At 46.7% G+C, this 20,461-nt stretch carries 19 protein-coding genes; 4 read left to right on the top strand and 15 right to left on the bottom strand.

Annotated elements, in window-relative coordinates; genetic code table 11:
- Nucleotides 1-333, bottom strand: a 333-nt coding sequence (locus AC3A8L_RS05120) for a hypothetical protein (RefSeq protein ID WP_487961160.1), incomplete at its 3' end; no start/stop codon positions are given.
- A 431-nt stretch (nucleotides 334-764) separates the two neighbouring features.
- The gene (locus tag AC3A8L_RS05115; RefSeq protein ID WP_487961159.1) at nucleotides 765-2,228 is read right to left on the bottom strand and encodes a substrate-binding domain-containing protein; all 1,464 of its coding nucleotides are present in this window, start codon (nucleotides 2,226-2,228) and stop codon (nucleotides 765-767) included.
- A gap of 178 nt (nucleotides 2,229-2,406) precedes the next feature.
- Between AC3A8L_RS05115 and AC3A8L_RS05110 the strand changes: the two genes are divergently transcribed.
- From AC3A8L_RS05110 to AC3A8L_RS05100, 3 genes are all read left to right on the top strand, one after another.
- Nucleotides 2,407-3,177: a class I SAM-dependent methyltransferase gene (locus AC3A8L_RS05110; protein WP_487961158.1), complete on the top strand. Its 771-nt coding sequence runs from the start codon at nucleotides 2,407-2,409 to the stop codon at nucleotides 3,175-3,177.
- 227 nt (nucleotides 3,178-3,404) lie between these two features.
- Nucleotides 3,405-4,490, top strand: coding sequence for a hypothetical protein (locus AC3A8L_RS05105; protein ID WP_487961157.1), 1,086 nt, complete (start codon nucleotides 3,405-3,407; stop codon nucleotides 4,488-4,490).
- Nucleotides 4,487-6,397, top strand: a complete 1,911-nt coding sequence (locus AC3A8L_RS05100) for a DUF3857 domain-containing protein (protein WP_487961156.1) — start codon at nucleotides 4,487-4,489, stop codon at nucleotides 6,395-6,397. The genes AC3A8L_RS05105 and AC3A8L_RS05100 overlap by 4 nt, the downstream gene beginning before the upstream one ends.
- Before the next feature lie 85 nt (nucleotides 6,398-6,482).
- Here the strand turns inward: AC3A8L_RS05100 and AC3A8L_RS05095 are convergent, their stop codons facing one another.
- The gene (locus tag AC3A8L_RS05095; protein WP_487961155.1) at nucleotides 6,483-8,723 is read right to left on the bottom strand and encodes a DUF1631 family protein; all 2,241 of its coding nucleotides are present in this window, start codon (nucleotides 8,721-8,723) and stop codon (nucleotides 6,483-6,485) included.
- Nucleotides 8,724-9,047: 324 nt separating this feature from the next.
- On the opposite strand from AC3A8L_RS05095, the gene AC3A8L_RS05090 reads away from it, so the two are divergent.
- A complete protein-coding gene (locus AC3A8L_RS05090; RefSeq protein ID WP_487961154.1) occupies nucleotides 9,048-10,040 on the top strand; it encodes an adenosine kinase in 993 nt (330 codons plus the stop codon).
- Nucleotides 10,041-10,336: 296 nt separating this feature from the next.
- Here AC3A8L_RS05090 and AC3A8L_RS05085 read toward each other — a convergent pair whose 3' ends face one another.
- From AC3A8L_RS05085 to AC3A8L_RS05030, 12 genes are all read right to left on the bottom strand, one after another.
- Entirely contained in the window at nucleotides 10,337-11,563 is a 1,227-nt protein-coding gene (locus AC3A8L_RS05085; protein ID WP_487961153.1) for a beta-ketoacyl-ACP synthase, read from the bottom strand.
- Nucleotides 11,563-12,294, bottom strand: coding sequence for a 3-ketoacyl-ACP reductase FabG2 (locus tag AC3A8L_RS05080; protein ID WP_487961152.1), 732 nt, complete (start codon nucleotides 12,292-12,294; stop codon nucleotides 11,563-11,565). Before AC3A8L_RS05080 ends, AC3A8L_RS05085 begins: the two co-directional genes overlap by 1 nt.
- Nucleotides 12,295-12,322: 28 nt before the next feature.
- Nucleotides 12,323-12,823, bottom strand: a complete 501-nt coding sequence (locus tag AC3A8L_RS05075) for a hotdog family protein (protein ID WP_487961151.1) — start codon at nucleotides 12,821-12,823, stop codon at nucleotides 12,323-12,325.
- Nucleotides 12,824-12,840: 17 nt separating this feature from the next.
- A complete protein-coding gene (locus AC3A8L_RS05070) occupies nucleotides 12,841-13,386 on the bottom strand; it encodes a DUF3261 domain-containing protein (RefSeq protein WP_487961150.1) in 546 nt (181 codons plus the stop codon).
- Nucleotides 13,379-15,757 carry an MMPL family transporter gene (locus AC3A8L_RS05065; RefSeq protein ID WP_487961149.1) on the bottom strand — a complete coding sequence of 793 codons (2,379 nt, stop codon included), beginning with the start codon at nucleotides 15,755-15,757 and terminating at the stop codon, nucleotides 13,379-13,381. Before AC3A8L_RS05065 ends, AC3A8L_RS05070 begins: the two co-directional genes overlap by 8 nt.
- A gap of 76 nt (nucleotides 15,758-15,833) precedes the next feature.
- Complete coding sequence (locus AC3A8L_RS05060) at nucleotides 15,834-16,574, bottom strand: outer membrane lipoprotein carrier protein LolA (protein ID WP_487961148.1); 741 nt, start codon at nucleotides 16,572-16,574, stop codon at nucleotides 15,834-15,836.
- 52 nt (nucleotides 16,575-16,626) lie between these two features.
- Nucleotides 16,627-17,046, bottom strand: a complete 420-nt coding sequence (locus AC3A8L_RS05055) for an acyl-CoA thioesterase (RefSeq protein WP_487961147.1) — start codon at nucleotides 17,044-17,046, stop codon at nucleotides 16,627-16,629.
- Nucleotides 17,047-17,126: 80 nt separating this feature from the next.
- Nucleotides 17,127-17,882, bottom strand: coding sequence for a glycosyltransferase family 2 protein (locus AC3A8L_RS05050; RefSeq protein WP_487961146.1), 756 nt, complete (start codon nucleotides 17,880-17,882; stop codon nucleotides 17,127-17,129).
- Complete coding sequence (locus tag AC3A8L_RS05045) at nucleotides 17,863-18,282, bottom strand: ApeI family dehydratase (RefSeq protein ID WP_487961145.1); 420 nt, start codon at nucleotides 18,280-18,282, stop codon at nucleotides 17,863-17,865. The genes AC3A8L_RS05050 and AC3A8L_RS05045 overlap by 20 nt, the downstream gene beginning before the upstream one ends.
- Nucleotides 18,282-18,566, bottom strand: coding sequence for an acyl carrier protein (locus tag AC3A8L_RS05040; RefSeq protein WP_487961144.1), 285 nt, complete (start codon nucleotides 18,564-18,566; stop codon nucleotides 18,282-18,284). Before AC3A8L_RS05040 ends, AC3A8L_RS05045 begins: the two co-directional genes overlap by 1 nt.
- Before the next feature lie 106 nt (nucleotides 18,567-18,672).
- The gene (locus AC3A8L_RS05035) at nucleotides 18,673-19,494 is read right to left on the bottom strand and encodes a lysophospholipid acyltransferase family protein (protein WP_487961143.1); all 822 of its coding nucleotides are present in this window, start codon (nucleotides 19,492-19,494) and stop codon (nucleotides 18,673-18,675) included.
- Nucleotides 19,476-20,432: a chorismate transformation FkbO/Hyg5 family protein gene (locus AC3A8L_RS05030; protein WP_487961142.1), complete on the bottom strand. Its 957-nt coding sequence runs from the start codon at nucleotides 20,430-20,432 to the stop codon at nucleotides 19,476-19,478. The genes AC3A8L_RS05035 and AC3A8L_RS05030 overlap by 19 nt, the downstream gene beginning before the upstream one ends.
- Between the last annotated feature and the right edge of the window lie 29 nt (nucleotides 20,433-20,461).

The raw sequence follows: 20,461 nt of genomic DNA, 5'->3' as shown, positions 1-20,461 counted from the left end.
TAGACAGTTTAAATAGTTTGTTTGACAGGGTGGGTCCATATAAGCAGTTATCGAGCCTGATTTCTCAGCAAGGCGCTCGAAGAGGCGCATGCCGGGGCCTATATGGATATAGGTCAGTAGGGTAACGCATGGAGCAGTTACCGAGGCATGTAACGCTTCGAGCAACGCAGCTGAGGAAGCAGGAACCAGTATTATTGGATAAAGTATTACTGCCTCGTCCCTTAGGGGCGTGCACGGAATAAGTTGCTGGAATTTGGGTTTGTGGGTGCTTGCTTGACGAGGCGAAAATATGGCGTAATAGCCGGCTATTGCAAATATTTTTAACGAAGGCAAGCGTGCACCCAGTAATTCAAAAACGGGAAGTTATTTCATGCACGCCCCTTATCCATTAATACTTGCCTCCTGCTCCCTCGTCTAATTGGGCAAACTATTATTGCCTCGTCCCTAATGTCGTGGAGCAGTTACCGTAGCATGTAACGCTTTAAGCGCCTCGACAAGAAAGCCGATCTCTTCGCCTAATTGGATAAACTATTATTGCCTCGTCCGTCATTATAGACAAATTAAAATTAGACCCGGTATTATCCGGTGCTGTTGCTCTAACCGCAGTGACCGATATTGCGGGCTTTGTTGCCTTCCTTGGACTGGGAACATTACTACTACTTTAGATCACGACTACTTTAAATCTGCCACTACTAACACCTGGGCAGCCATTGCTGCCTCAGTACTCAACATTCAATATTCAGTACAAGCTGAGACAACTATTGCTAGTTCAGGACACTCGATACAGCATTTTTAGGCAGCATTAGTTCACCCCGTTTAATTTTGTCTTTAACCGCATTAACAGCACTCAAATGCTTATCCGCAAAAAACCACACTTCGACACGCTCGTTCTTTGCCGACGATGCCCCTTCGGCATTTGCAACACGCATGGTATCGCCAAAACCAATCACCGACTCTGTTTGAACATCAAAACGGTAAAGTGCACTTTTTACTGCTGTAGCACGTAAACGGGACAACACTTGGGCTCTTTTCTCGCTCGACTCTACATTACTAAAACCGACTAACTGGATATTAATATTCTCCGCTTTATCTCCACGACCTTGCTGCATAAAACGCGCTAAACGCTCAACATCCTGAAGCGCTTTATTATCCAAATCAGCCTTACCCGGCTGAAAGCGGAAGTTAACGCTTAGCCTTTGCATAACACCAGCTAGCTCTTGGTAACGCTCGGGCCCCTTGCTCACGGCACTGGCAAGTCCTTTCGGGTTTTGCGAGACAAAACCAATGACCTCTACAATGTTTTGCCCCGCCAACCCTTGAGCAAAACGTATAAACTCATTCACAAACGGAACATCGGACTGGCCCCGCGTATACATAAACAGACGACGCGATAGCGGGTAATCTTCCGTGGCAACAAACAGAATCTCAGGTTTTAAAGCCACTGTATTATCATCGCTCACAGCTAATGCTTTAGCGTTTCTAACCGACGCTAATCCAACAAAGCCAATACCCCCAAGATCATTAGCAACAGTATCTGAGAGCTCATCATTGGATTCAAAGCGTTTGGCGCGTGAAGATAAGTTCGCATTTTTACGCAGTACCAAACTTTTAAAGGTATCGTAGGTACCCGATTTATCATCGCGAGCATACAGATTGATTCGGCGATCTGGACCGCCCAGTGCCTTCCAATTTGAAATTTTGCCGGAAAATATCTTAGCAATATTGGTGACAGTCATCGTAGATAGAGGATTATCAGGGTTAACCACCACCGCTAAACCATCTATCGCCACAACATGTTCAGACGACGATGCTTGCATTCCCCCTGCTATATTAAAAAACTTTGCTTCAGCGGCTTTAATCTGCCGTGAAGATAACGCGATTTCAGCTGTTTTTGCGCGCAATCCTTTAAAGCCCGTGCTGGAGCCATGCGCTAGAATATCGATATAAACCATGCGGGTGCCATTGCGTCCTTTTACTCGGTATTCATTAGCTGTCGCTAAGGGTTCTATGAAGACGCCTTGCGCGCCCTTAGCCTCAAGGTACGCCTTTGCCCAGGCTGGCGCCAAATGCGCACCAACCGTGTTGGAGCCCGCCAGTGAGAACAACAAGCCTTCGGAGGCAAAAGTAAATGACTCTTCTCGGTTTGCTGCAGTCGCAACTAAACTCAAGGTCATTAGCCACGCACACAGTAGTGATGAATATGATGAAATTACAGCAATACGCTGCATAAGCTTCCCCTTGTGATTTTTCGCACACCCTAAATTGGCTATGTGACAAAAAAATGAAATAATTGAGAAATGGTGAAATATAGCGGCGTCTTCTTTACAAAGATAAAGCTACGCAGCCCCTCAGAAAAGGGGATAATGCAGGATGATTTTGACGCCATACTAACAGGCAATTGATAATATGTTAAAGGTTATTTGTAGCGACGATAGACTCAATGATAAAGCCCTCGGCATTGCTCAAAAGCTTCAGGTTACACTCAACGAAACACCTGAAAATCATCAATTCACATTAGAATTTGATGACACTGGCGTTCGCCTGCATAACGTGGGTGACGGCAAGCAAAAACCCATTGAGGTTAATTTTCATACAGGCGAGGCAGATCACCGCCGAAAATTTGGGGGCGGTAAAGGCCAAATGATTGCGAAAGCGGTTGGTGTTAGCGGCAGTTTTAAGCCACGCATTCTCGATGCCACTGCCGGCTTAGGCGGTGATGCGTTTGTATTGGCCAGCTTGGGATGCCACATCACACTACAAGAACGTTCGCCCATAGCCCACGCACTTCTCAATAGTGGTTTAAATCGCGGGCTGGAACATGCTCGCAGCACCGGGGATGCTGCCCTAGAAAGCGTATTAATGAATATGCTATTACAGAATACCGATAGCATTGGCTGCTCGATCAACAACATCGACGTAGTGTATTTAGACCCCATGTTTCCCACGCGGAAAAAAAGCGCAGCCGTCAATAAAAGCATGAAGGCCTTTCATTCATTAATAGGCAGTGATGACGATGCCGACCAGCTTTTGTCGCACGCGCTGCAACAAGATGTGTGTCGAGTCGTGGTAAAGCGCCCGCGAGTTGCCCCGCCGGTAGGCAACCAAACACCGAGCTACACCCTAGAAGGGAAATCTTCGCGGTTTGACATCTACGCACTTAAAAAACTGGGAAGTTAAGCCTAAGCCGCGTAACGCGAATGAAAGATGTAAGGGGCGAGGTAATAATAGTTTATCCAATTAAGCGAAGAGATCGGCTTTCTTATCGAGGCGCTTAAAGGGGCGCATGCCGGGGCATGTAACGCTTTGAGTAACGAAGGTAAGGATGGCGACATCAAGCATTAGTGGATGAAATATTGTTTCCTCGCCCCTAACGCTTCAAAAAAATAAAACAAAGGATCGTACTAATGACACAACCAACACCACCCGCGGCTCACCCGGCCCTAGATCAAGAGGCCGCAACCGACAACCCCAATACGGTTCAAGAACAGCCATTTTTAACCGGTCAAAGGCATCCGCTCATTATCGCGTTTCTATACCTTTTAACCTTTGGAATCTATTCTTCATTCTGGCTGGTCGCACGCGCAAGGGAATTCAACAAGCTTCAAAGTAAAACAAAATATCGACCTTGGCTGTGGTTTTTCCCACCACTCATTATCCTTGCGCAGCTCATCGCCCTCCCTAAATTCTTTGATCAACTTAAAACCTTAAGCGTAGAACGTAAAGTAACGCTACCCGCAATTCATGGGGTTTTATGGATGGTCATTTTATTCGTGGTAGCCGCACTGGCCGCCGTGGAATTAAAATATGAACTTCCATTCTGGGTAACCCTGCTCTATATGCTGGCGGGCGCGAGTGCCTTTGCTTGGTCCCAGCATTGGTTTAATCGCCTAAAACAACAGTGCACTGAGTTTAAATTTAAGCACCCTCCCCTTTGGTTTAATAATTACGAATGGGCTAGCGTGATCATTGGACTTTGCATATGGATAGTCGCGATTATTGTTTTTATCCCTGACATGTACCCCACTGGGGATAAACTAAAAGACAATAGCCAATATGCGCTGCCAGAACACGAATTCTTACTGCCGATAAAAGGGGAGCATTGGCGTGCCGACGTTCCTGGCGGCGAAGACTCTATCGCGATTATCGACGGTAAATTACTATCCATGCACTTTGAGCTGTATCACTATGGTTTTAGTCAATCATTAGACTCTATTAGCTATTGGCGCTTAGAAGCCATGCAAGAATATTTAGACGGCAGCAGTACATGCACGCACGAACGATTCTTTGATGGCGACACTGCCAACGTTATCGCTTTTGGCGTATGCACAGGAACAGACACCCTCGACCCAGCAGTACACACCGTAACCGTTATTAATACCCCCAACAAAGGGATTTACGAACTCTACGGTCAGTTCTCTGCGCCAAAATTAAGTTTTCAACAATACAAACAGAACGTACTCGATATGGCCAAAGGATTTAGAGCGCAATGAGTGACTTAAAAAAATATATCCCCATCATTCTCGTTTGCAGCCTTGGCCTACCCGCATTAAGTTACGCTGAAGTGTATACGGCGAATTTTTCCAAATTAAGCGCGGCACAAGAACAGCGAATTAACACCGACGCCACCGAGACTGCCGATACCTTTTACCGCCTATACGAGCAGCGTGATATTCACGCAAATAATACGACCGCAAGAGTGCGCACCACGCTGATTGAACGCTTCCATAATGCGAGCGATATTCAAGAGTACGGCCAATACAGTATTAGCGTAAACCCCGAGACACAAACGTTACATATTCTGCGCGCCATTTCGGTGGCCGCGAACGGCTCCACCACTAGCGCAAACCACGAAGACATTAAAATTATCGACTCGAATAGTTACGATATTTTTAGCAGCCAAAAAGAAATACTGATTAACATTCCCGCAATTGAAGAAGGCGGCTATGCGGTCATTGAATATGACATCACCACTCACAAGGCAAAACTAGAAGCCGATTGGCTTGAAACCTTTTATCCGCAAGTTCTGACCGCTAAAAAAGAATATGTGCTCACAGCCAGCTGGGATGACGATTACAGCCCTAGTTTGTTCATCGAGAGTGACGCAGTAACCTGCACAAACACAACAACCAGTGTCGAATGTAAAGGAAGCAATATAACGGCGCTCGCAAAAGACCCACAAGTACGCTGGCGAGATGAAATTGGCTATATTCATATTTCCGACAAAAGCTCTTGGCAACAAGTCGTAGAAAGTTATTCAACCATTTTTAATACCGCACTAGCCTCCAGCGATACTGACTTACTGAAAGAAATTGAGCTGGACAAGCAAGCAAGCACCGAAGAAAAAATTAACCAAATCCATCAATTTGTGGCGCAAAAAATACGGTATTTATCGCGTTCGGAATACGGCAACGCTTATACACCGCATAAAACAACAGAAACACTAGTCAAGCGACAAGGCGACTGCAAAGATAAATCGGCACTGCTGGTCGACTTGCTTCAGCGAATTGGCGTAAAGGCCTACCCCGTATTAGTTAGTACTCACCGCAAAAAGCTGCGTGACAAAATTGCCCCATCGCTGGCGCAGTTCAACCATGTTGTGGTGTGCTTTGACCTACCCGCCTCACCCGGTGACCAACCCCACTGCATTGATGCAACAGATATTGACAGCCCCTGGCAACACACCCCCTCATGGATTCAAGGTAATTTTTCCCTACCGTTAAACGCCACTACCCCTAGCCTAATTCATGCGCCTGTTTACCGCTGGGAGTTTGCAGTAGACACGCAATTAAAATTTCATAAAGACGGTGGACAAACAGAAACACAAAGCCGCACTTATCACAGCCATTACGCGACTTGGTATAAAAGCTATATCAACAGCACCGAAACGGCGGAGGTCGCCCGATGGTTTATTGAGGACTATCAACAAAAGGTTTCGAACCAATCTACCCCCAGCATTTCATTTAGCGGCCAAGACACGATGGGTGCGCCCATCACGATAAAATCGATTACGCAATTTGATCCATTCATCAACGCCGATGAAGATCTCGATTATTCAGAGAATGATAACTGGCTAGCGGCAGAGCTTGAAGAGGGCCTTTTGAGTAACAAAATCTATGACGAATACTTCCCAGGCTTAAAATTAACCTCGACGTTTCATATAGACCTCAACGCTATTTGGCAAGCAACTTTGACACCGGCCAACCTACAACTCGATTACAAATACGGCAGCGTTGTACGTAAAGCCACAATGGCCCATGACATAGTCAAAACAACAACGACCGTCGATATACCTGGACGCTGGGTTAAAACTGATGAAATAGAAACATTCAACAAGTTCATTAAGGCATTGCGCAAAGAATTAAAACTACAGGTGTATGGCAAAGTCATCCAGCCATAATACTAAAAACGCAACGACTGCTACACAAACAAAAACGGCCCTTATATAAGGGCCGTTTTTCGTACTGCGAAAGAAGAGCTATCGTCTATATATGCTCTACATCCGCACTTTTTGTACCACTCATATTATTATAGATATCTTCCAGTGCACGCTCAAAGAAAGGCTTAGAACTACCCGATACAATATTGGCTGTTTTAGCGATCATCTTACGCGCCAACTCTAGCCCCGTTAGCATAGCTTCTTTTTTGCCAACCTGGTTAACCAACATGTAGTGCATCGTACGGGCGTTATACCACGCCACTTTCAAACGGCGCCCCCCTTCAAATTCAAACCATGTTCCAAATTCAATTTGTTTTAAACCATTAATAACGCGCTGCTCTTCATCAGAGACTTGATCGGGCTCTAACAACGGTGCCGCGCTCTTTTTCTCCGCAATCACTTTTTCGGCTTCTTCACGTACGGGCTCCGGCTCTGGCGCGGGGGCCTTTTGCGCAATAGCCGCACGTAAAATATCTGAAATGGATTCCCTCAGCTTTTCGCCTTTATCAGAATCGTAGCCAATCACATCAAAACCCGCCTGCATTTCTGACTGCAGGCGATAGATTAATTCTTTTTGAATTTGAATATCGTTGTGATCAGACTTAACGTCAACGGCCCACAAAAGATCATCAATTAGGGCTAATGCATTAGTCCATTGCTCAGACTCGTCGCCATACCGCAACATGCAAAACGATAAAAAATCAAACCACGGCTGTAATAAAAAGAGCAATACCGATGACGGTAGATCTTTATCTTCAGTCCGGGTCATTACCTCTTTATTGACACGATGTTTAACTTCACGCAGCTTTTCTTCACCTTGCGCCTTTTCGGCGGCACGCTTTTCCATTAGCTCCTGGCGACGAACAATATTTTTTGTATAACCGTTAAAATCTAACAATATAGACGTGATGACTTTTACATCATTCGTAAATTCATTAAGTAGGCGATCAACCGTTTCCCGGATTTTATCCAGCATATTATGCTGAATAGTGCCGTCGTTACCGACCCAACGAATACCCGCTTCGGCTAAATTATTAAGCAACACCCGCGCTGGATGATCGGGATTTTCAAAAAAGCCAGGATCAATAAACGCCAATTTTAAAAACGGAGTATGTAAATAACTGAGGGCCGCTTTGACTGAGTCTGGCAAATTACCATCGCGAAGCATGTATTCAAATACCCGCCCAACAAGATCAATCGCGTGTAAATCATTATCGCCAACGTGACCCTGCGACCCCAATTGAGCACGCAGCTGTTGCTGCATAACGCCAATATTCATTGGCGCAGGCATTTGGCCGCCCGCCATTGGAACGCCCATCATACCTAACGATTGAAGTTGAATGGATTGCAATGCATCTATCAACTGCTGACTGCCTAACGCGGGGCCAGCGCCTCCCGAACCAAAGACTTGCTGAGGATGTTTAGACATATCCGCCAACGTTTGCTGCAAACCACGAATGGCATCCAACAAAGAGCTTTGATAGGTAGAAGAATCTTCAGCTTCACCCGATAGCGCCTCGGCTTCGCTCTCGATGGATTCCCGCTTCTCGACTTTGGGTTTGGATTTACGGTACTGTAAATCTTGCAGTAAACCCTGATCACTTAAGTACTGATTAGTCTCGGCAACCACATCCGCTGCAATACTGTGCAGCTGCTCACCGTAGGTATTGAGCACCGTTTTAGCGGCTGCAATACTCATGGGTATTAATTTACAAGCCTTGCGTAAAGACTCACAAAATTGCACCGGCGCAGATGGATTGCTCGCCTCGCGGACAGGCTCGCCACTATTTAGCAACGCCATCCTCTGATTAAGCGCCCAAAGTGGCTCGGCTAGCTCGTTATCGACCGCCTGCGAAATACTCGACAATACCAAAGACTCTTCCAACTCAAGATTATCGACAATCGAGAGTTCATTACCGCCGGAGGCATTTAATTCGGTACATAGTGCATTCTGCTTAAACTTTACGAAACCTTCCGCCACATAACCGGCGTAATATTCTTCGAGCTCACTTCGGTTCTTCTGAAAAAGGCGCTGAATACCACTGAGTTCAGCGACCTCTTGATTGGACTTAGCCGCATCAATCTGCAAATCGAAGGCGTGGCTTAGCGCCTTCATAAAAGGGGCAAAACTACTATTCGCCTGTTTAACGGCAATAGCTTGGCATTGCTTTAAATGCTCAAGCGCTTGCTCTGGCGAAAGCGGCGCCTGCCTTGTAGCCGCGCTTCCAGTACTTCCTTGAGAACCCGTGTTCTCGGAAGATGATTCATCATTGATAAGCCTAGACATAACCTTGCCTCAACATCTCTCTATAATTCTTACTGCTCGTCGTCGTGAATTTATCAAAGGACCACAATCGGTGTTGCCCACAATAATCACCCATAACAGAAGCCCGCTTGCACTTCTGGCTTGCGCCATCCAAACTAGCGGGCTGTCCTAATTAACTACTAAACCCAAGCGATGCGCTTAAGCTTTTGCTACTTGCAATAGCGTTGGTACGGTAAAAAACGCCTTACATAACAGCGGTTTATATAACTAAGTTTAAGCGGTGCGACATATATCACACATGATTGCTTATACTTGCGCGCATTGCAACGACAAAGAGCACGAAAAATGAACAACTACGGCATATACGCTATTGGCGCCGCACTGGTCGATACTGAAATTCAAATTGACGATAACGACCTTACCGCACTGGGTATCGACAAGGGTGTTATGACACTTGTTGACGAAAAGCGTCAACAAGATCTCCTCGAACACCTTAGTGACAAATTAGTGGCTTCCGAGCTTGCCTGCGGCGGCTCTGCTGCCAATAGTGTTATAGCTGCTCAACACTTTGGAAGCCAAACTTTCTTTAGCTGCCAAGTCGCTAACGATAAACACGGCAAGTTTTATGCCGATGACCTCACTCGCACTGGCGTTAGCACCCAAGCGCACGATCACGCCAAAGACGGTATCACGGGTAAATGCCTAGTGATGATTACTCCCGATGCCGAGCGCACCATGAATACTCATCTCGGCATTAGCGAAACCTTATCCATTGATAACATAGACTTGCCGGCCCTTAAGGCCAGTAAATTTGTGTATATCGAAGGTTATCTTGTAACTTCGGCAACAGGTAAACCGGCGGCCATTAAAGTTCGAGAGCTCGCGAATTCCGTTGGCGCGCAAATTGCCATTAGTTTATCCGATCCTGCGATCGTAGAATACTTCCGTGATGGATTATTAGAAATTATCGGCGATGGCGTCGATATTATCTTCTGTAATGAGGGAGAAGCCCTCAATTTCACCCAAAAACAAAGCATTGAAGCCGCTGCCGAAGCACTGAAAGGCTACTGCAAAAGCTTTGTGATTACTCGTGGTGCTGAGCCCACTTGGGTTTTTGACGGCGCAACGCAACACCAAGTACACGCGCAACCGGTAAAAGCCGTTGATACCAATGGCGCCGGTGACATGTTCGCAGGTGCCTTTTTAGCCGCGTTAGATCAAGGTAAAAGCTATGCCGACGCCGCCGCTTTTGCCAACCGTGCCGCCGCCGTTGTGGTTAGTCAGTTTGGGCCTCGATTACGCACAGAGCAGTACGCCGAACTTAAAGGCGCACTCTAAAAACAAAAGGCGGCGCATAATATAGCGCCGCCTTTTTGTTTGTGGCCATGTTCGGCACACACAAAATATATAATGCGCAGAAGTATTAGGGGCGAGGCAATAATAGTTTGTCCAAATTAGACGCAGAGTCCTGCTTACTCAGCAAGGCGCTCGAAGAGGCGCATGCCGGGGCCTATATGGATATAGGTCAGTAGGGTAACGCATGGAGCAGTTACCGAGGCCTGTAACGCTTCGAGCAACGCAGCTGAGGAAGCAGGAAACCAGTATTATTGGATAAAGTATTACTGCCTCGCCCCTTAAGCCCAGCGTTTAAAAATTAGCGAGGTGTTAATACCGCCAAACGCAAAATTATTCGACATAACATAACTGCACTCTTTGGCTCGACCATCACCCATAACAAAATCCAGCTGTCCGCAGGCCTCATCAGGGTTATTCAAGTTAAGTGTCGGCGCTAACCAGCCCTTATTCATCATTTCAATACTTGCCCAAGCCTCAATACCACCGCAGGCGCCCAGAGTATGGCCAATATTACCCTTAAGCGTCGAAACCGGAACCGTATTGGCGCCAAATAGACTTTCTGTCGCAAGCGATTCAGCTATATCGCCGCGCTCAGTAGCCGTGCCATGTGCATTCACATAATCGATAGCACCCTTATCGATATTCGCATCCTCTAGCGCCATCTCCATTGCAATCTTCATTGTGCGCTGATCTGGCTGAGTTACATGGCCACCATCGGAGTTAGTACCAAAACCCACTAGCTCCGCATAAATCGTCGCACCACGCGCTTTGGCGTGTTCCAACTCCTCCAATATCAAAGTCCCGGCACCTTCACCGATGACTAAACCGTCGCGATCACGATCGAATGGGCTTGGGGTCAGTGAAGGGGTATCATTTTTCGTACTCGTGGCATACAGCGAATCAAATACCGCAGCTTCGGATGGGCACAACTCTTCTGCACCGCCAGCTACCATTAATGTTTGCTTACCGTACTTAATCGCTTCGTAAGCATAACCAATACCTTGGCTGCCCGATGTACAGGCTGACGACGTGGGAATCACTCGCCCTTTAAGGCCAAAAAATACACCAATATTGACTGGGGCCGTATGGCTCATCATTCGAATGTAGGTCGTTGCTGTCGCGCCACCAACATCAAGGCTCTCCAACATCAAAGCAAAATTTCGAGTATCTTCAGTACTGCCAGTACACGAACCATAGGACACGCCCATTGCACCGCTTTGAATAACAGGATCATCTAATAAGCCTGCATCACCGAGCGCAATTTCCGTTGCCCTTGTGGCCATTAAAGACACGCGACTCATAGAGCGAATTTTTTTGCGTGCATACTTGGGGGTCACAAAATCGGTAACAGGCCCGGCCAAATTCGTATTAAAGTCTTTGAACTTTGCCCATTCCTCCATACGAACAATCGCACTAGTGCGTGAACGTAGCGCTTGTTCAAAATCAGCCCAATTTTCACCCAGCGCGGTGATAGCCCCCATACCTGTAACTACTACACGCTTCATTAAAACATCCCGCCATTCACAGAAATAACTTGGCGAGTAATATAGCTCGCCTGCTCAGAAACCAAATAACTCACCAGCGATGCCACTTCAGCAGGCTCGCCAGCGCGACGCATAGGAATCATTTTTAGCGCCTCTTCCACCGGTGCATCCTGGAGCATTTCAGTATTAATCATACCCGGCGCAACACAGTTAACCGTAATATTGCGTTTGGCGAGCTCGATAGCCAAAGCTTTTGTCGCACCAATAATACCGGCTTTAGCCGCACTATAATTCACCTGCCCACGATTACCCATCATTCCGGATACCGAAGACAAGGTCACAATACGACCCGGTTTTCGCCGACGCACCATTGGCATAACGATAGGGTTCAACACATTATAAAAAGCATCTAAATTGGTGTGGATCACATCATCCCAATCGCTTTCGGACATCGCAGGGAATGCGTTATCGCGAGCGATGCCTGCATTACACACAACACCATAGTAGGTGCCGTACGCGGCCATATCTTGCTCTAAGCATTCGCGAGCGGCAGCCCTATCTGCAACATCAAACTGCAGAATTGAAGCCTTCCCGCCGGCAGACTCAATGGCAGCCAAAGCTTCTTCTGCCTGCGCAATACGGCTACGGCAGTGTAAAACCACTTCAAAACCATCAGCCGCTAAACGTTCTGCAATAGCGCGACCGATACCCCGACCAGAACCCGTCACTAAAACCCGATGCTCTGAACTCATGCGAACCTCTCTTAATTATATTTACAGCTCACTCAACCCCGAACTGTGCCAACACTGATTGCACATCGTTAGGCTGGATTGCCTTGATTTCGGCGGCGGCGATACTTTTATCACCTCGATAAATATGGCAGTCAAACAGCACCAAGTTATTTTCATCGCGCAATAACTGCGTCACTTTAACGCTTAGCAACTCTTCAGGATCAAAATTGTGGTCTACAACACTGTAGCGTCGTGTGCCTAATAAACACCCCACCTCAGGCTTACGCCCTTCCCGCCAAGCCATTACGCCAGCAAAAGCTGAAATGGCTTGCGCCATATACTCCACCCCCACCCACGAAGGAACGACGCCTTGCTCAGACAGAAATAACGATGAAGCTGACACATCAATAGACGCCTCTAGCCAATTATCTCCATACCCAATAATCGACTTAATCAGCAGCATACTTTCGCGGTGCAAAAGAAATGTTTCAATCGGTAGATCTGTGATGGATTGCGTGGTCATAGCATCAATAAAAGATTTTAAGCCCATCGAGAGAAGCGAAGGAATTACAACACTTGGCGACGAATCACCACACTAAAGGTGTCCGCAGTGTAGGCAATTGCCCCGGAATCGTCATTCCCAATAGGGTAGTTAATTTCGGCGCGCAATATACCAGAAAACCGTATTTCTCGCTGGCCATGCTGTTCGGTAAATGACCACGCGTCGGAACTTTGGGCCTTAAGTGCCTCCAAATCAAATGTTAATAGCTGCCAAGCCTCCACTAACCGAGGCACTAAATCGCTTGCGGGGTGCCCCGATAAATACTTTATCTCCACCAGCCCCTGGCGGCTCTGCGCTGTCGCTATACGCTGACCAAGCTGATTTAACAAAAACCACTGCCAGCGCCCGCCCGCTGACGTTTCCTCACATTGCGTTACAACCATTAAACGCGACTGCTCGGCCTTCCATGAAAGCATCCACTGCTCCTGTGAAGCTGGCGGACATACGGCAGGCACTATTGCCGCTAGCGTTGGCTCGGACGTAAAAAATGAACAGCCACTCACGCCATTCAGAAAAATCAGCAGCGCAATGTAGGTATATATTTTATTCATGAGTGCACCGTACGTGCTTTTTGGCTAGCACAGTAATAATCGGCGCCAGTAATAAGTTAAAGCTACTACCCAATAACAAAGTGATACCAAATGCCTGAATCATGGGGGTTGCGCTTAACGCCAACAAACCAAAAGATAAGATACTGGTGATCGCAGATAAAAGAATCGCTCGCTGTGTACTTTCGCCCTCACCACCGGCATAAGCAAAAATACTGTAATCCATCCCCAGGCCCAGTAATAAAAAACTCGCCAAAATATGAAAGAGGTTTAATGGAACAGAAAAAGCGCTCAATAACGCCATCACCAACAAACTACTGGTTAACGGTAATAGCACCATAAACACGGCTTGCCAGCGGCGATACAATAACAATAATGCGAGCGCAATAAGCCCATAAGCAACGCACAATAGCGCTAATGCGGTGTGCATTAAAACGTCGAGTTTGGCCGACATTTGCGCAACCCGATCAACCCAAGTCACACCGCTCATTAACTCACTTTGCGTAATGACCGCTAATTGCTGAATAGCCCGTAAGGTAACCAGGCTGGCATAGGTTAGCGGCAACGATTCGTCGGTACGTGCTACCTCACCCAACCACAACATTTTTTGCTCTTGGCTGGCAACAGAAAGCCAATCACTTAACGATAACCGCTGCTGTGCCGACAATAAGAAAGTCGACTGTACCGATTGAATCGCCTCCATAGGGAAACCAACAGACTGCATAAACTGCTCAACAACGCCGCCCTCGGAATAAAGCTTGTTTTTCTGCAGCTCGTAATAATGAGTTTGGGTGGCCAATGAAGGCAACCAACGACTTGTCGCGGAGTACCCTTCAATCACCCCGCGATCAACCCAAGGATCTAAGTAGGTGCTACGAAAACGCTCTTCAAGTTGCAACAATTGCTGTGGCGATGCTGCACGCAGTAAAAAATATTGATTCGAGGCAACAGCCTGTAAATTGTGCTGCAGTTTTTTTTCGGCCGCCATTAATGCGGCTGAAGGTTTATAGAGCGTTCTCGCATCACTGCTTAACCGATACTGTGTTAACCCAACAACGATAAAAATGCCGGCTACACACAGAAAAAGCCACAACGAATAAGGGGGAGCTTTAAACCACATCTGCCATAGCCCACGGGTAATGCATTCAACTAACGCACTGCTTGGCGCAATACTGCGCTTTATCCAAAATGGCAATACCACTGCAACAAACAACCAAGCGCTAGCTAACCCTGCCATGGAAAATACAGCCACCTGCTGTAACCCTGGCAGCTCGGCCTGCAGTAAGCAGCTGTAGCCCAAACTAGAGGTTAACAAGCCCAAGCTGAGACTGGGTAAAATACCCTTCAAGACCGTATAGCTAGACCAGCCCCCCTGCCGAGTACTCTCTTGGCATTTACATAGAAAATGCAAAGCGTAATCAATGGCAACGCCGATTAAACTTGCACCAAAGACTAAGGTTAATAAGTGTATTTCAGAAAATAGGGCATGCGTAACAACCACAGCACAAGCACAACCAAATGCTACCGAGAACAAACTCAACACTAACGGCTTTAAACTGCGAAAGGCTAACCAAAATAATAAAAGCACCCCCAAGAATGAACCCAAGCCAATGGTACTTATTTCACGATTCGCATTCGCCGATGCCTCTGCTGCATGAAAAACAATACCAGACACCAGTAGCGCGGCACCTGCGCGACGAACATCATCGTTAAGATCTTGCTGCCACGCTTTTATACGCTGCTGAGTATCGAGCTTAAAAGAGGCTTGCGTTAATTGCGCCAGCAACATGACGAGAACAGTATCGCTATCGCGAAACACTAAATAATTATCAACCAGCTCTGCATCAAAAGGTGGCTGCAGCTGCGCAGCCAAACCCGCCGACAAAGACAAAGGATCTTCAAGCGGAGAAAGTGAAGAACGCATACCGCCAAAACCGAGAAGCGCCTGCTGGGCACGAGCAATAATGGCATCGGTATTTTGAGCCTCTAATTCACTCGCTTGGCTGGGAGTAAGCAATGAATGACGGTATTTAGCCAACAAAGCTTGCTGTTGAAATAAGCGCCGAGCATCAGCATCAGTACTATCGACCGCCTTTAAATCGGTACTTTTATCAACTGCACCGGCTACTTTTTGCATCGCTGCCAACGCTGCCTTTTTATTTTTTGCTTCAACCGCTAAGACGATATTATTGCCAAAAGCTTGATATAACTGGTCATTAACTTGTAATACCACAGGATCGTGCGTGGAGCGCGGAAACAAATCGGTTAAGTCTGTCGCTAACGAAAAACCCGTATTCGATAAGCGCACGACTAAAAGTAAAATCAATAGACACAACGCAACGAATAACGTACGCAGTAAATAATGGATATTCATTAGATAAATTTCTTTTTTAACGTCCGTGACTGTGATGCGGGGGATGAAATATTGTTTCCTCGCCCCTTAGTGCTTGCTAGTAACTCGGCTGACAAAAAGTCGCATCCAGTGAAAACCAACGGCATTGGTCCTGGCTTAACTCACGCATGGCTTGCTCAGAACTTAAAGCCTTTACCTTTGATACAACCGACTGGTTTAAAAATTGTATGCGAGTGTAATCACCATTACCGGCCATTAAATTGACCGTATGTAACTGCGCTTTTGCCGCAGAACCACTGCCATCGATCACAACTTGCTTTAAGCTTTCTTTCATAACAGCCAGCTTTGGCGCTAGGGTTAAATGCCAATTATCCCCATCAATTAACCAGCGAATATTAAACCTCGATTCAATTAAGGGAATATCTGCACTCAATATTGCAAACAATGTTTTATTGATTTCCCGCTGCACAATCCCCTGGTGCTCTTTCGCTATTGAACCCGTGCCATCCGCCTGCCATGTAATCAATTGATTCTGCGTGATGGTAAATGCATTAAAGAAAGGTTTTTCAGCTTTAAGGTATAAACCTTGTTTTTGCCAAAAAATAAATTCCCCAGACGACTTCAAGGTATAAGCAAAGCCGCTCAGTGTCTTCTCTTGCTGAAAATCGCCCGTTACAATAACCCGCTGCTTTAAGCTTTGAATAATGGATTCAGCAGCAGTATCAGTGCCAACGCCAACCGAATCATTTTCCGCCCACAATATTTGTGCGAAAAGAGGCGTGAACCATAACGAGACAAATAGCATCCGCCGCCAAGTTTTTACCCTACGTCTCAACATACTATTCCCGAACCTCTAGCCGTCTTATATATCGGCCTATCATTTGGAAGCGCTAATCTAAGCGGCCTAATTTACGCTTTAATGCGTCACGGAAAGGTGCTGGAGTTTCGAAGCACACCTCCTCCGAGGTTTGATCTATAGCAAACTGAACCGTATGACCTTTGGTTAAAGGGTCACCACTCTTATTAACAATGACATATTCAATTTTCAACCGGTATTCCCACTCTTTAAGCCGGCACTGAACAACGACCTTTTGATCAAACTTAAGCGGTTGTACATATTTAATGCGCATATCCACAATCGGCCACGAATAACCCGACGTATCCATCGCTTTGTAACCATAATTAAAACTGTCCAAAAACTCACAGCGAGCGACTTCAAAATATTTGGCATAATGCCCATGCCACACAATCCCCATTGAATCTACGTCATGGAAAGGGATTAGAATTTCTGTTTCAGTGCTATAACTCATCTTTATGGCTTCCAGCTAAAATATCATCAAGTGACAAGCTTTGCGTACAGTGCGCGAGAATAGCGCTACTCGTTACTCATTTATTGTTTTTTATCCGGCGCCTTACGTAACCATAGCGAAAAGAAGCGAGGCAACATGCCAAAGAATAAACGGGTATGCATCCACGTTATACGCACATTATCCTGAACAACATCAAAATGAGAGGGAATATCATCCTGATAACGGATATTGGTTTCGATATTAACAACATCAAGCCCTTGCCAATAAAGCCGGACCAAAATATCGGTATCAAAGTCCATGCGTGCACCAATACGTTTTTGCTGCAGTAAGGTTAGCGTTGCTTCCAGTGGATACAAGCGATAACCACACATGGAATCTTTAATAGACCGCGATACCGTATTAACGCAAACCCAGAAGTCCGTCAATTTACGGCCACTGCGCCGCGAAGGGGGCATATCATGATAACGCCGACAGCCCGAAATAACGGCTTGAGGTTTAGCCGCTGCTGCCTGTAAAAATTTAGGAATATCACTCAGGTCGTGCTGACCATCGGCATCGACTTGTAAAGCATGACTAAAGCCCAGCTGATGCGCATATTTAAGCCCCCGGCAAACAGCCGCGCCCTTACCGCTATTTTCATCCATTCTCAGTAAATACACGGCCTCATCAGCGTCGCTGATATTCGCCAATACCGCCGCGCAATTGGGCTCGCTGCCGTCATCGACCAGTACGCACGGTAAATCTTTTTGCCGAACAGTCTCGACTACCGCCATGATTTTATAGGGGTGATTGTAAACAGGAATAATAACGCAGGGGTTAATCGCTCGGGCTTTCATAGACAACACGCCCTTTAGAATAATTATTTTTTACACAAAAAAATTGGAAATCGAGCCACTGTTTTTCTCGATTAAAAACCAACTTCACATCCAATGAGCTATTGGGCTGCATAGGACATGTGAACTTTAGACGATCAAGCCTCAATACCGGCCAATCCAGATCCAGTAGCGCATTGGCGTAATGCACTACCCAATCAATTTGAACCACGCCAGGGACAACAGGAAAGCTGTCAAAGTGTCCCGCCAAACACGGTAACGAAGGGGCTATATCTAGGCTTAACTCAACACCATCGATACCGATGTGCTTTATATTGCGAGCGACCGGTCGATTCAGTGCCTGCTTGCGCAGCGCAGCATCCAGCACCGCGCCTTTTTTCTCACCAGATATTGAGCTGGACATTACTGAGGTGTTTCTGATGTATCACTGGCATCTTCAGGGCGATTAAGTAAATCGTAAACAGCATCAACCACGTCTTGAACCGTGCGAACCTGCTTAAAATCAGAGGGCTGTATACGGCGGCCAGTAAACTCCTTGAGCTTAACCGTTAAATCAACGGCATCGATGCTATCAATGTCCAAATCTTCATACAGGCTTGCTTCAGGCGTTATATCTTCCGGGTCAATCTCAAACAATGTTTCAAGACTCTCTTGAAGAAACGCATATATCTGCTCTTTTGAATACATAACCCACTTCCATTCATATCAATGCATACTTTAAGCCCTAACCTGAAAAGGCGCAGAGCAAAAAAACGGCGCAAGTCTACCAGAGCCAAAACCAAAAAGCTTCGCTTTAGCGCTTCGCAACCTTCAGAGGATTACCGGTAAAGCCACTAAAGTAAGACGTTAATTCGCGAGTTAACTGGCGCGCCGCCGTACTTTGAAACTGCCCATCATCGAGGTAATGGGCTACTGGCATTTTAGGCATAACGGTAATGGTATAGTGCGCCGGCTCATCCGAAACCTCATACCATTGCCTATTTTTAACTAACGTTGCTGGCTCGCATAAAATAACCACTGGTGTTATAGGTAACCCGCTACTCAGCGCAAGATTAGAAGGGCCACGATGAAAACTGAGCGGCTCGCCAGGCTTAGTGCGAGTACCCTCGGGGAAAACAATCAATGACTGCCCCGCCGCTAACATCTCAATACACAGAGCAAACAAACGGCTTTCCCCATTACTCACATAATTTGCGGCACGGACAGCAAAGCCCGTAAAAGGGTTTTTCCACAAACTGGCTTTAACAATACAGCTCGCATCCCCCGTTAAACCAATAATAAACACCACATCGAGCAATGAAGGATGATTAGCAATAATAAGCTGATTTGGCTCGGTGAGCGCCTCTACATTATGGAATTCATAACTAATCAACCCCAACCAACGCAATATGGCAACATACCCCCGCCAAACTTTAGAGATGCTTAAGCGCGATATACGCTCTTTTTTACGCGCCGATATCGGCAGCACGTACATCAAAGGAAATACCGTTAAAGATAGCAGCACCCCGCCAATACCAAATAAGCCAAACCCCACACCCGTAGCCGGAATACGCCATGCTTTCGAACGCATCATCCGCTGCACTAAGGTGTAGTCTTTTACTGTTTGAGTTTCCATATACCGTCGATCTCTAATAATAAATCGGAACGACAGACATCAGCCGCCAAAAATACACAAGGCACTCCAGGGTATGCCTGGCTCACGATTGACTGAATTTCCACGACATCCTCAGTATTACGGATGTATACCTTTAAAATATCCGCTTGCCACTGGCTCGCATCCAACCCCTGTTTGCCTGCAATGTGCGCAATAAGCTCGACTAAATTTGCCAGTGTTGTATGTGCCTGCGCCGTTACATTATTTACATGCGCGGTTTCGTGCCCTACAACACTCGCAGTTCCCGAAACATAGAGCGTATCACCCAGTAACGTCGCGCGCGCAAAGGAAGGGCTACGTGGGCCATATTGTTCAGGGTAATGATAAGCCGCTTGTTGTTTGGGGTTTTCAAAGTGTAATGGCCGCTGTTTACTCGCCAGTGCATATACCAACACATCACCGCCTCGATGCCCTAACGCACAAGCCGAGGGGTAATCACCTTCGGTAAGTCCTGCCTGCTCAAACGCCTGATGACGCCCCACACAAAACTGACGGTAACGCTCCAAACCTTGTGCCTCGCCGTTTATGTCTGCAAAATAATTCCATACGCGAATAAGATGTGAAAAACCTTTTTCGGCCATAACCTGAAATAGGGCGCGATAAAGCTCCAAAGCCACCACTTCAACATTAGCCGCTCGGTCCGCTTCGTTAACCCAAAGCGCCGCTATCAAATGCTCTCCATCCTCGGACCAAAACAAACCCTCTGCTTGCCCCTGCTGAACAGCACCCGCAGACACTATATGCTCTTTCGAATAGCTCCCCGCCAGCACACGCAGCCCTGAACTAATACCTAGAATCCCCACGCCACCGGTACAAAACTCATCAAAAGCCACGGCGGCTAGCAAGCCGCTAGGCAAGACCTCGGGTTCATCCGTGGGCACATACTGACAACGTATCACTGACCTCTCCATCTCGCAGCCAGCCATAA

It is taken from the genome of Marinagarivorans sp., from assembly GCF_982758155.1.
Note: the sequence above shows the minus strand (reverse complement) of the source record. Positions and strands in the feature narration are given on the sequence as shown.